Source organism: Nocardioides sp. (genome assembly GCF_031397825.1).
GTDB lineage: Bacteria > Actinomycetota > Actinomycetes > Propionibacteriales > Nocardioidaceae > Nocardioides.
Window position 1 is genome coordinate 1 of sequence record NZ_JANNML010000061.1, and the last position, 11,740, is coordinate 11,740.

Sequence of the window (11,740 nt, forward strand, 5' to 3'; positions counted from 1 at the left end):
CCCCCCCCCCCCCCCTTGGCGCCGGCGTGGTCCGCCCCCCCACCCCCTTCCGCCCCTCCTTCGCCGCGGCGGGCGGCGCCCGGCCTACTCTACGCCCCCGACTCGGCGACCGTGGGTGACGACAGTCACTACGCTCGGGCCGTGAAGCGAGCCGAGAGATGGACGAACGCCGGCGTGCAGGCGGCGTGGACGTGGCTGCAGCGGGCCGGGGAGATCGCACCGGGCACCCGGGCCGGTGACGCGTTCGGCAGCCTCGGTGTCGGGAGCTCGATCGGCTTCCCCATGGCCACCTTGATGGGCGCCCGTGCGATCCACGTGGGCGAGCGCACGCTGATCGGCCGGCAGGTGACGCTGTCGGTGGGCTACGGCCCCGACGCGACGGCGCTGCCCGAGCGGGGGCTGGTGATCGGTGACCGGTGCGTCATCGGCGCGCGCACCAGCCTGACCGCGCACGAGTCGATCGTGGTCGGCGACGACGTGTGGTTCGGCCAGGACGTGTTCGTCTCCGACGCGAGCCACGGCTACCAGGAGCTCGATGCCCCGATCGGGCTCCAGCTCGGGGAGCACCAGCCGGTGTCGATCGGCGCCGGCTCGTGGATCGGCCACGGCGCGATCATCCTGCCCGGCACGAGGATCGGGTCGAACGTCGTGGTGGCGGCGGGCTCGGTGGTCCGGGGGGTCGTCGAGGACCGGGCGATCGTGGGCGGTGCGCCGGCGCGGGTGCTGCGCCGCTACGAGCCCACGGTCGGCTGGGTGACACCCGGTGGCGACGTACGACCGGTGCTTGCCCCGCTGGCCGAGCGTTACGACCTCACCGATGTCGTGGCACCCTGAGCGCGTGCTCGACGGTCACGCGGAACACCAGTCCGGTCGCGACGTCACGACCCTGCTGCGACGGACGGGGCAGCAGGACAAGCAGGCCTTCGCTGCTCTCTATGACGCCACGTCGGCACGGGCCTACGCGCTCGCGTGCCGCCTCGTGGGTGACCCGGAGCGAGCCGAGCACGTGACGCAGGAGGCCTACCTGACGGTGTGGCGTACGGCGCCGCGCTTCGACCCGTCGCGGCGCAGCGGACTCGCGTGGATCCTGGCGATCGTGCACGGAGTGGCACGATCGACCGCATGACCCAGCGCACGGTCCAGCCCACGAACCGGCCCACGAACCGGCCCACGAGCCGGCCCCGGCTGCCGGTCGGCGTCCGCGCGATCGACCGGTTGATGAAGTCCAACAAGGCGTTCTCGATCGAGCACATGGACGAGCGGGCGCTCGCCCGTGCGCAGACCTCCGTCATCCCCGACGCCGGACCCGCCGCGGTGGTCGCGTCGCTCTTCCTCGGTCGCCCGCGGGCCGGGGTCACGATCGCGACAAGCTCCTTCCCCGCGGCGCACGGCGAGGTGCCGCTGCGGGTCTACACCCCCGACCGACCGGCGGGCCCGCGGCCGGTCGTCGTCAACTTCCACGGCGGCGGCTTCGCGCTCGGCAGCGCCCGTCAGTGCGACTGGACCTGCAGCACGATCGCCGCCGACCTCGACGCGGTCGTGGTCTCGGTCGACTACCGGCTGGCGCCGGCCCACCGCTTCCCCGCAGCGGTCGAGGACTGCTACGACGCGCTCGTCTGGGCCGTCGCGCACGCCGACGAGCTGGGCGGCGACCCGGAGCGGATCGGGGTGATGGGCGACAGCGCCGGCGGCAACCTCGCGGCCGTGGTCGCGATCATGGCGCGCGAGCAGGGCGGACCGCTCGTGCGCCACCAGGCACTGATCTATCCCGCCACCGACCTCACCGACGCGTTGCGCGGGACCGAGTCCTACCGCGCCAACACCCGCGGGATCGTGCTCAGCAACGCCGACATGGAGATCTTCCGCGGGCACTACCTCGACGACGCCGACCCGTCCGACTGGCGGCACTCGCCGCTGCACGCCCCCGACCTGTCCGGCCTCCCGCCGGCGGTGGTCGTGGTCGCAGGCCTGGACCCGCTGCACGACGCGGGGGTGGCGTACGCCGAGGCGTTGGTGGCCGCCGGCGGGTCCGCGCGAGTGGAGGACTTCCACGTCATGCCCCACGGCTTCCTGAGCTTCCCCTACTTCAGCCGGGGCGCGAAGCCGGCCCTCGTGGCCATCGTCGCCGCGCAGCGCGCCGCGCTCCAGACCATCTGAGCTCGCCGATCATGAGGGACTGCAGGCGGGGGCCTAGAGTCCGCGCCTGTGACGACGCCTACGACGGACCAGGGCCGCGCCTTCCGCGGGTGGTTCCTCCACTCCGACCAGCCCGAGCCGAGCGGCTTCTACGAGGACGAGTCGGTGGCCTCCGAGCAGGCGCACGTGAAGCCCTGGTGGAAGGTCATGTGCCTGACCGGCGTCGACTACTTCTCGACGCTCGGCTACCAGCCCGGCATCGCCGCGCTGGCCGCAGGAGCCCTCGCACCCATCGCCACCCTCGTGCTGGTCCTGGTGACCTTGTTCGGGGCCCTGCCCATGTACCGACGGGTGGCCGCCGAGTCGCCCCACGGTGACGGCAGCCTCTCCATGCTGGAGCGGCTCCTGTCCTACTGGCCCAGCAAGCTGCTGGTGCTCGCGCTGATCGGCTTCGTCGCGACCGGCTTCGTCATCACCATCACGCTCTCTGCCGCCGACGCCAGCGCCCACCTCGTCGAGAACCCGTTCCTCCACGACGCCATCGCGGGCAAGGAGGTGCTGGTCACCCTCGGCCTGCTCGCCCTCCTCGCCGCGGTCTTCCTCAAGGGCTTCACCGAGGCCATCGGGATCGCCGTGGTCCTGGTGGCCGCCTACCTCGGGCTCTCTGCCGTCGTGATCGTCGACGGCTTCCGCCAGGCCTTCGCGGAGCCCTCGGTCTTCGGCGACTGGACCTCGGCGATCAGCGAGGCGCACGCGTCCCCCTTGGCGGTGATCGGCGCGTCGCTCCTGGTCTTCCCGGCCCTGGCGCTGGGGCTCTCGGGCTTCGAGACCGGGGTCGTCGTGATGCCCCTGGTGAAGGGCGATCCCGGCGACACCCGCCGCGCCCCCCTGGGCCGGATCCGCAACGCCCGCAAGCTGCTCACCGCCGCGGCTCTGATCATGAGCGTGCTGCTCCTCGGGTCGTCCCTCGTGACCACGCTGCTCATCCCCACGGAGGCGTTCGAGCCCGGCGGCGAGGCCAACGGCAGGGCGCTGGCCTTCCTCGCCCACGAGTCCTTCGGTGACGGGTTCGGCACGCTCTACGACGCGGCGACGATCGGGATCCTGTGGTTCGCCGGGGCGTCGGCCATGGCCGGGCTCCTCAACATCGTGCCGCGCTTCCTGCCGCGCTACGGCATGGTCCCGGACTGGGCGCGGGCCACACGTCCGCTGGTGCTCGTCTTCACCGTCATCGCCGCGGTCGTCACGATCCTGTTCAAGGCCGACGTCGACGCCCAGGCAGGCGCCTACGCGACCGGCGTACTGGCCCTGATGACGTCGGCCGCCGTCGCCGTGACCCTCACCGAGTGGCGCCGTGGCCACCGCCGCGCCGGCGCCTTCTTCGGTGTCGTCACCGCGGTCTTCGTCTACACGATCACCGTGACCGTCGTCGACCGTCCCGAGGGCCTCCTGATCGCGATGGTCTTCATCGCCATGATCCTGGTGATCTCGGTCGTCTCCCGCATCTCACGCAGCACCGAGCTCCGGGTGGCGCGCGTCGAGCTCGATCCGGCCGCCACTGCCGTCCTCGAGGCGGCGGTCGGAGGCCAGCAGCCGGTGCGGTTCATCGCCAACAAGCTCGATGCCGGTGACGACGAGGAGTACGCCGCCAAGTCGTTGGACGTCCGCCTCGACAACCACCTCCGCTCCGACCAGGACGCGGTGTTCCTCGAGGTGTCCATCACCGACGCCAGCGAGTTCACCTCGGTGGTGCCGGTCACCGCGGTGCGCGTGGGTGGCCACGACGTCCTGCGCGCGACGGGGACGAGCGTGCCCAACGTGCTCGCGGCCGTCCTGCTCGCCGTCCGCGACCGGGCGCCGGAGCCGCCGCACGTCTACTTCGAGTGGTCGGAGCGTGGGCCGGGGGAGAACGCCCTGCGGTTCCTCTTCGCCGGCGGTGGTGACATCCCGCCCCTGACCCGCGAGGTGCTCAGGCGCGCCGAGCCGGACGCCGATCGCCGCCCCATGGTGCACGCGGGCGGCTGAGGCCTCACCCGACCGGGTGGAACATGGAACAATCGCCCGCCCCGGGCTGGATCGTCTGACACTCTTCGCATGGAGAGATGTATGTCCGGGACGCACCACGGTGCCGGCCGGACCGAGTGAGGAGAAGCTGTGGAGCACGAGATCGCCCCTGCGGCTCCGGGCGTGCCCGGGGTCCTCGGCGTCGTCGTCGAGCAGCACGGTCACCACCAGGTCGCGATGGTCAGCGGCGAGGTCGACATGGCCTCCGTCGGTGCGCTGCGCACCCAGCTGCGCGACCTCATCGTCGACGGCAGCTCCCACGTGCTGGTCGACCTCAGTGGTGTCTCCTTCATGGACTCCGCCGGGCTGGCCGCGCTGGTCGCCACCCGCAAGCACGCCCGGGTGCTCCAGGGGTCCTTCGGGCTGATCGCGCCCAGCAAGCAGGTCAGCCGCCTGCTGTCGCTCACCGCGATGGACAAGGTCTTCCCGTGCTTCGACACCCTCGACGAGGCGCTGGCCGCGGGGAGCGCCGCGTCGGCCTGAGCCGACCCCGGGGCCGCTGTGGCAGGCTCGAGGCCATGTACTTCATCGTCGTCAAGTTCGAGACCAGGACCGAGTGGACCGACCGGTGGCTGGATCTGGTCGCCGACTTCACCGAGGCCACGCGTCAGGAGCCGGGCAACCTCTTCTTCGAGTGGTCCCGCAGCGTGGAGAACCCCGCTGAATTCGTGCTCGTCGAGGCATTCACCGACGACGGGGCCGAGGCCCACGTCACCAGCGACCACTTCAAGAAGGCCACCGGCGAGATGGGGCAGGCGCTCGTCGCCACCCCCAAGATCGTCAGCCGTCAGGTCGACGGTGACGGCTGGGGCCAGATGGGTGAGGTCACGGTCGACTGACCGCGAGCTCCCCGAGCTCGGACCAGCTGTCGCCCGGCACCGTGGTGTTGATGATCCGCGGCGTCGCCGCCAGGTAGGGCGGCAGCTCGCGCTGGGCGGCGAAGAAGTGGTCGCTCTGCACGTGCGCACCCGCCGCGTCGTCCCCGGCGAAGGCCTCCAGTAGGACGTACTCATTGCGGTCCTCGAGGCTGCGCGACCAGTCGAACCACAGGCAGCCCGGCTCCGCGCGGGTTGCCTCGGTGAAACTGCGGGAGATCTCGGGCCAGGCATCGGCGTGCTCGGGCAGGACCGGGAAGCGGGCGGTGATGACGATCATCAGGACTCCTGTCTGCGTGGTGAGGAGGGGCGGTGGTCAGGCGAGGGCGGCCGGCGCCTTCGGTCCGGCGGGGGCCGACGTGTGGTCGACCATCGCCTGGATCCGGGCGCCGAGCACCTCGGAGACCAGGCCGAGCAGTGCGCCGGCGACGATCGCGATCAGGACACCGCTGAGATCGAAGGCCGTGCCGAAGAACAACGCCGTGCCGGCGAAGGCGCCGGGGATGAAGCTGAGCAGCGGCAGCGCGGCCTGCACGCACAGGACGAAGCCCAGCACGGTCACCGCGATCGCGACCGCTCCGTTGAACGTCGCCTGCTCGAGCGCCAGGCTGGCGAGGTAGGCCCAGAGCACCCCGGAGACGTTGGCGGCGAGGCCCTTGACCAGGCCCTCGCGCCCCCCGCCGGCGGCGAAGAAACAGGCCCAGGCGACGAACGCCACCCAGGTGATGAGGGTCAGCTCGATGCTGACCTGGGTCCACAGTCCGGCGAGGACGCCGACGGAGATGCCGACTCCGAGGAGATTCTTCATGACAGGCCTTTCACGGGGTGAGGATCGCTCGACCGCGGACACGTCCGGCGTCGAGGTCGTCGATGGCGGACTGGAAGTCGTCCAGGGCGTACTTCACGGTGTGCAGGGTGACGGCACCGCGGGCGGCGAGTGCCATGAGGTCCTGCAGGTCGTTGTAGGAGCCGACGAGGTTGCCGACGATGTTGATCTCGGCCGAGATGAGGTCAATGGTCGGGACGTCGACGTTCTCGCCGTAGCCCACGACGTGGTAGTCGCCGGCCGGGCGCGTCATGCCCAGCCCCTCGGCCGTCGATCCTCCCTCGCCGACGAAGTCGATGACGACCTCGGCGCCGTGGCCGGCGGTGAGCTCGAGCACCTCCTCGACCTGCTTGCCCTCCGCGACGACGCCGTGGTCGGCGCCGATCGAGAGTGCGAGCTTGACCGCGTCGGGGTTGCGGTCGACCACGATCAGCTCGGCGGGGCTGATCGCCTTGAGCACCTGGACGCCGATGTGCCCCAGGCCGCCGGCGCCGATCACCACGCACCGGTCACGCGGGGTGAGGCGGCGAGCCGCCTTCGCGGCTGCGTGGTACGCCGTGAGCCCGGCGTCGGCGAGAGCGGCCACGTCGGAGGGCTCGAGGCGGTCGTCGATCCGCACGACGCTGCGTGCGGACGTCTTGAGGTACTCGGCGTACCCGCCGTTGCTGTCGATGCCGGGAAACTGGTTGGTCTCGCAGTGCACGTCGTCGCCGGAGCGGCAGGCGCGGCAGAGCCCGCAGGTGATGAGCGGGTGGACGATCACCTTGTCGCCCTCGCTGACGTTGGTGACCGCGGAGCCGACGGCGTGCACCCAGCCGGCGTTCTCGTGGCCGATCGTGTAGGGCAGGGCCACGCCGGACTTCTCGGCCCACTGCCCCTCGAGGATGTGCAGGTCGGTGCGGCACACGCCGGCGCCGCCGATCTTGACGATCACGTCGAAGGGGCCGGTCGGGTCCGGCACCGGCAGCTCGGTCATCTCCAGGCGCTGGTGGTAGCCGACGACCTGGACGGCTCTCATCGTGCTCACGACGGGGTCTCCTCGAGGTGGTGGTGGGTGCTGCGACGGGTCAAGGTCGCGAGCGGGACGAAGGTCGGGTCGTACGCCGCGTCCGCGGCCTCCGCGCCGTCGGTGCGGTGGGTCTGCTCGGCCTCCGACCCGGGGTAGCGGGTGCGGAGCAGCCCCCGGCAGAAGTGGGCGTTGCCGTCGATGGAGATGCGCGTCGACCGGGCCCTGCGCAGCGCCATCGGCACCTGCTCGGCCTCCGGGGCCGTGCCCTCGTGGTCAACGAGGACCAAGGCGTCGGCGTGGTCGGGCAGCCCGAGCGCCGCCCGGCGCCGCAGGAGCGCCGCGGTGGTCGCGTCGTCGCGGGGCAGGTCGGACAGTGCAACCGTGCCGACGGACTCCAGCGCCCGGTCGGGCTCAGCGCGCAGCAGCCGCGTGAGGCAGCGCTCCATCGCGGCCGTGTGGGCCTTGCGACGGAAGGTCGTGCGCAGCTCCTCCAGGTCCTTCTCTGCCTCGTGCAGGAAGGTCCCGCGGTAGCCCGCGTCGGCGGCGAGGCCGGCGTTGATCTGGTCGGAGTCGTGGTGGTCGTCGAGCTCGACCACGACCCGTCCGACCCAGGGCAGCGCCACGAGCACGTCCTTGGTGTCGGAGGCCATGAGGTAGGCGAAGCTCGGCGAGCAGAACGACGTCGGCAGGCGCAGGTGCGCCACCACGTCGGTGCCGTCGACCACCAGCGAGCGCACGAAGCCCAGGTCGGTGATGGGCTCGTCCAGCTCGGGGTCGAGGACGACGGCGAGGGCGTCGTACGCCTCCTGCGCGAGGTCGGGTGGTGTCAGGGTCGCGGTCATGTCAGACCGAGGCCATCTCGGCGCCCAGGTCGGCCGCCTCGGGCTGACGCGGGCCGGTGGCGGTCTCGTCGGCGTCGGGCAGCCGCAGCTCGGGCGGGACCTCGAGGTCGTACAGCTTGGCGGCGTTGAGCCCCAGGACCTTCTTCTTCTGGTCGGTCGTGAGGGGGGCGTACTCCCCGAGCTCCTCGGGGATCTGGAAGTCGACGAACTTCTCGACCAGCCACTTCGGCGTCCAGATCGCGTAGTCCGAGGAGAACATGATCCGGTCCTCACCGATCCAGTACATGAGCTCGCCCATGATCTGGGCGAAGTACTTGGGGCGCGTGTGGATGAACGGCATCGCGACCGCGAGACCGCCGTAGACGTTGGGCTCCTGGGTGGCGATCCAGCAGAAGTCCTCGAGGCGGGGGAGCCCGACGTGCTCGACGATGAAGTTCAGGTCGGTGAAGTCGGAGGCGACGTGGTCGATGTCGGCGACATCGAAGGCGTCGCGGTCCAGCGGCCGGATCGTGGGGCCCTTGTGGACGTGGATGTTGGTGATGCCGAGCGTGCGGCAGGCCTCGAAGTAGCGGTAGGCCCACGGGTCGTCGAGCTTCCAACCGCGCGACTCGCCGTGCCACTCGGCGGTGTAGAGCTTGACGCCCTTCAGGCCGAAGCGCTCGGCGTCGGCGTGCAGCTGCTCGAGGCCCTGCTCGCCGTTGCGGGGGTCGAAGTTGTGGTTGTAGGTCAGCTTGCCCGGGTTGGCCTGCCTGAGTGCGTGGGCCTCCTCGGACTGGCCGAAACCGGTCTTGTAGAACTCGCTGAGGTAGGCCGGCTGGAAGATCGCGTGGTCGACGTAGCCGTCGGTGAAGAGGTCCTTCATCAGGCGCTCGCCGCCCTGGTAGAGGTAGTCCTCGTAGGACCAGACCTCGGACTCGGGCGAGAGGTTGCGGTGGTAGTCGTAGAAGCAGTCGATGAACTGCTTGCCGTGGATGTTGCGCTGGTTCTCCGGGCGGGCGTCCCACAGGGCGATGTGGGCGTCGACGATGAAGTAGCTCTCGCCGTCCTTGGTGTACATGCGTCAGGCCTCCGATCGAACGTGACGGGCGTCACGGCTCTCGAAGCAGAACGTAGGACGGACCGGGGGCCTCGTGGTCGGGTGCGACGTCTCAATCTGAGACCGCCGGTGTCTCAATGTGAGACAGCGGGGGGTGTCGTCGCGCGGGCCCTGAATGTAACGTCGGTCACACGCCCCGGAGGAGCCCTGGATGTCCGAGACCGACCTGCCCGACCGGGCCCGTCTCTACGACGGGCCGCTCGACCGGGTGCCCCACCGACTGGTCGCCTCGTGGCAGCGAAGCCAGGATTACGGGGTGCCGCTGGAGTCGATCGACCCGGTCTTCACCGGCAGCTATGACGACGAGTCGCTGTTCTTCCAGTGCGGTCGCGAGGTCCTGACGGGCCTGCACCGCTCCCTGGCCAACGAGCCGATCAGCCTGATGCTCACCGACGCCGAGGGGCTGGTGCTCAACCGCTTCAGTGGCGACACCGACCTGCTGCGGGCCCTCGACAAGGTGCACCTGGCGCCGGGGTTCGCCTACTCCGAGCGTGAGGCCGGCACCAACGGTCTCGGGCTGGCGCTGGCCGACCGGGCGCCGACGGTGGTGCGCGCGGAGGAGCACTACTCGTTGAGCCTCACGACCTACACCTGCGCGGCCGTGCCCGTGCTCGACCCGCTCACCGGCCACCTCGAGGGTGCCGTCAACCTCACCACCTGGTCACGCTCCTCGAGCGACCTGCTGCTCGCGCTGGCGCAGTCGGCCGCCGGCAACACGGCTGCGCTGATGCTGGCACGGTCGCAGGGGCGTCATCCGCGCCCGGTGCCGCGCGGGGAGGTCTTTCGTGTCGAGGTGCCCCGGCTCGAGCCCGGCGCCGGCACCCTGCAGGACCTCTCCGGCAGCTGGAGCGAGGCGCTGCTCCGGGCCCGCCAGGCATTCACGGACGGGATGGTTGTGGCCGCGGTGGGCGAGCCCGGATCGGGCCGCAGCACGGTGCTGGCCCAGGCGGAGCGCCTGACGCGACCGCGCGACCGCATCCTCTCGGCGAGCCCGCCGGCTCCCCAGGACGTCGAGGCCTGGCTCGGGCTGTGGACGCCGGAGCTGGGCAAGGAGCACACCGCGGTCGTCGTGCGCGACGTCGACGCCCTGCCCGCCTGGGTGGCCGAGCGGCTGCGCGACCTGGTGCTGCGCTGCGCCGGCGACAGCGGTCGCGCGCTGGGTCACTCCGTGGCGTTCTCGCTCACCGCCCAGCGCTTCGAGGACATCCCTGCGGCACTCGCCGGTCTCGTCGACACCGTGGTGGAGGTGCCGCCGCTGCGCGAGCGCCTCGACGACGTGATGCCCCTGGCGCGGCAGGTGGCTCGTCGTACGCGAGGTCGGGAGGTGGCGTTCACCACCGGTGCCGAGCGGGCGCTGACCCAGCACCGGTGGCCGGGCAACGTCGAGCAGCTGCTGCGGGTCGTGCGTCAGGCGGTCATGCGCGGCGACGTGGTCGACGTTCGGCACCTGCCGGCCGAGGTGCTGTCCGGTTCGACCCACCGGCTGACGCGGATCGAGGAGTTCGAGCGCGAGGAGATCGTGCGCGTGCTCTCGAGACCCGGCGTCGTGATGAAGGACGCCGCCGCCGAGCTCGGCATGAGCCGCGCGACGATCTACCGCAAGCTCGCGCAGTACGACATCCACCTCGAGCGCGACTGACCTGCGCGCGGCTCGGGCCTCCCGGTGGTCGGCCTACAGGTGGTCGACCAGGTCCCCGGTGAACATCAGCCGGCTGGCGACCCCGGTCGCGGCGCAGAGTGCATCGGCGTCGGTCGCCGTCGCGCCCATCTCGGGCGTCCTCAGCGCGCTCGCCATCGTCTCGGCGTCGTCGAACCACAGCTCGGCGACGAGGTAGGGAGCGTCCCCGCCGAGGCCGCGGGGGTGCGACGTGACGAAGCGGCGCAGTCCGGGAAGGCCGTTCACCAGCGGGACGTGGACGTCGCGGTAGTGGGCCTCGAAGGCCTCGACGTCGGCGGGCGCGGTGTACTCGATCGTCAGTCGGTGCATGCCTGCGACCCTACTCAGCGGACGACGAGCTCCTTGGCCTTGGCGTCCCACACGACCTCGGACGCGTCGGCGCGGATGGCGTCGAGGACCCGGTCGACCACGACCGTGCCGGCCAGGGGCTCGGGCAGGCGCGGCGGGGTGCCGGCCAGTCCCCGGTCGGACAGGCCGGTGTCGAGGTGGGGTGGGCGCACGTCGATGACGTGGAAGCGCCGGCGGTTCTCCCGCCGTACGACGCCCAGCCAGGCCGACAGGGCGCTCTTCGACGCGGAGTACTCCGCCATCTGGTTGGTCGGCAGGTCGGCCAGGATCGCGGAGAGCACCACCACGACGCCGCCGTCGAGGTGACGTGAGGCGGCGCGCACAAGCGCCATCGGACCGAGCGTGTTGACCGCGAAGAGCTCCTCCGCGACGGCCGGATCGGTCTCCGTGGCAGGCCCGAAGGCAGGAACCCCGGTGGCGACGACGATCCCGTCCAGCCCGCCCAGGGCCGCGCCCGCGGCGTCCACGGCGGCCGCGCAGGCCTCCACGTCGACGACGTCCAGCGTGATCGGGTCGTGGCCGGTCACGGCGGCGACCTCACCCAGCCGGTCGGAGTCGCGACCGGTGACGACGACCTGCGCGCCCGCGTCGACCAGTGCGCGGGTGGTCAGCCCGCCGAGGACGCCGGTCGCACCGACGACCAGCACACGTGCTCCGGACAGCTCCATGGGTGTTGCCTCCTGCGTCGGGACGGGGTGCTCTCGGCCCGACGCTACGACGGTGGTCCTAGGGCCGACCCCCAGGTCACGCCCTAGGGTCGGACCATGGACGACAACACCCGGCGCCTCGAGGAGGGGATCCTCACCGACCTCGAGGACCAGCTCAGCTATGCGGCCTACCTCGACCTGCCGCGGCTGCTCTCCGCA

At 71.4% G+C, this 11,740-nt stretch carries 14 protein-coding genes; 7 read left to right on the top strand and 7 right to left on the bottom strand.

Going from position 1 to position 11,740, the window contains the following annotated elements:
* The first annotated feature begins 141 nt into the window (after positions 1-141).
* The 6 genes from RMN98_RS05005 (at position 142) to RMN98_RS05030 (ending at position 5,039) form a co-directional block, all read left to right on the top strand.
* Positions 142-834, top strand: a complete 693-nt coding sequence (locus RMN98_RS05005) for an acyltransferase (RefSeq protein WP_309647701.1) — start codon at positions 142-144, stop codon at positions 832-834.
* The gene (locus RMN98_RS05010; protein WP_309647702.1) at positions 818-1,126 is read left to right on the top strand and encodes a sigma factor; all 309 of its coding nucleotides are present in this window, start codon (positions 818-820) and stop codon (positions 1,124-1,126) included. The genes RMN98_RS05005 and RMN98_RS05010 overlap by 17 nt, the downstream gene beginning before the upstream one ends.
* The gene (locus tag RMN98_RS05015; protein ID WP_309647703.1) at positions 1,123-2,157 is read left to right on the top strand and encodes an alpha/beta hydrolase; all 1,035 of its coding nucleotides are present in this window, start codon (positions 1,123-1,125) and stop codon (positions 2,155-2,157) included. Before RMN98_RS05010 ends, RMN98_RS05015 begins: the two co-directional genes overlap by 4 nt.
* Before the next feature lie 48 nt (positions 2,158-2,205).
* Positions 2,206-4,161, top strand: coding sequence for an amino acid transporter (locus RMN98_RS05020; protein WP_309647704.1), 1,956 nt, complete (start codon positions 2,206-2,208; stop codon positions 4,159-4,161).
* 129 nt (positions 4,162-4,290) lie between these two features.
* Positions 4,291-4,683 (top strand): STAS domain-containing protein, encoded by a 393-nt coding sequence (locus tag RMN98_RS05025; protein WP_309647705.1) that lies wholly within the window; start codon positions 4,291-4,293, stop codon positions 4,681-4,683.
* 35 nt (positions 4,684-4,718) lie between these two features.
* Positions 4,719-5,039 (top strand): putative quinol monooxygenase, encoded by a 321-nt coding sequence (locus RMN98_RS05030; RefSeq protein WP_309647706.1) that lies wholly within the window; start codon positions 4,719-4,721, stop codon positions 5,037-5,039.
* On the opposite strand, the gene RMN98_RS05035 is transcribed toward RMN98_RS05030, so the two are convergent.
* The 5 genes from RMN98_RS05035 to RMN98_RS05055 are packed head-to-tail and all read right to left on the bottom strand — an operon-like array spanning position 5,026 to position 8,809.
* Positions 5,026-5,355 (bottom strand): putative quinol monooxygenase, encoded by a 330-nt coding sequence (locus tag RMN98_RS05035; RefSeq protein ID WP_309647707.1) that lies wholly within the window; start codon positions 5,353-5,355, stop codon positions 5,026-5,028. The genes RMN98_RS05030 and RMN98_RS05035 overlap by 14 nt on opposite strands.
* 36 nt (positions 5,356-5,391) lie before the next feature.
* Complete coding sequence (locus tag RMN98_RS05040; RefSeq protein ID WP_309647708.1) at positions 5,392-5,883, bottom strand: DUF1097 domain-containing protein; 492 nt, start codon at positions 5,881-5,883, stop codon at positions 5,392-5,394.
* Between the two features lie 10 nt (positions 5,884-5,893).
* Complete coding sequence (locus RMN98_RS05045; protein WP_309647714.1) at positions 5,894-6,919, bottom strand: NAD(P)-dependent alcohol dehydrogenase; 1,026 nt, start codon at positions 6,917-6,919, stop codon at positions 5,894-5,896.
* 5 nt (positions 6,920-6,924) lie between these two features.
* A complete protein-coding gene (locus tag RMN98_RS05050; protein WP_309647709.1) occupies positions 6,925-7,752 on the bottom strand; it encodes an iron-sulfur cluster assembly protein in 828 nt (275 codons plus the stop codon).
* Between the two features lies 1 nt (position 7,753).
* The gene (locus RMN98_RS05055) at positions 7,754-8,809 is read right to left on the bottom strand and encodes an amidohydrolase family protein (protein ID WP_309647710.1); all 1,056 of its coding nucleotides are present in this window, start codon (positions 8,807-8,809) and stop codon (positions 7,754-7,756) included.
* 190 nt (positions 8,810-8,999) lie between these two features.
* Here RMN98_RS05055 and RMN98_RS05060 point away from each other — a divergent pair, with 190 nt between their 5' ends.
* Complete coding sequence (locus RMN98_RS05060) at positions 9,000-10,487, top strand: helix-turn-helix domain-containing protein (RefSeq protein ID WP_309647711.1); 1,488 nt, start codon at positions 9,000-9,002, stop codon at positions 10,485-10,487.
* 33 nt (positions 10,488-10,520) lie between these two features.
* Here the strand turns inward: RMN98_RS05060 and RMN98_RS05065 are convergent, their stop codons facing one another.
* Positions 10,521-10,835, bottom strand: a complete 315-nt coding sequence (locus tag RMN98_RS05065) for an EthD family reductase (RefSeq protein WP_309647712.1) — start codon at positions 10,833-10,835, stop codon at positions 10,521-10,523.
* A gap of 14 nt (positions 10,836-10,849) precedes the next feature.
* Positions 10,850-11,542: an SDR family NAD(P)-dependent oxidoreductase gene (locus RMN98_RS05070; RefSeq protein WP_309647713.1), complete on the bottom strand. Its 693-nt coding sequence runs from the start codon at positions 11,540-11,542 to the stop codon at positions 10,850-10,852.
* Positions 11,543-11,740 lie beyond the last annotated feature (198 nt).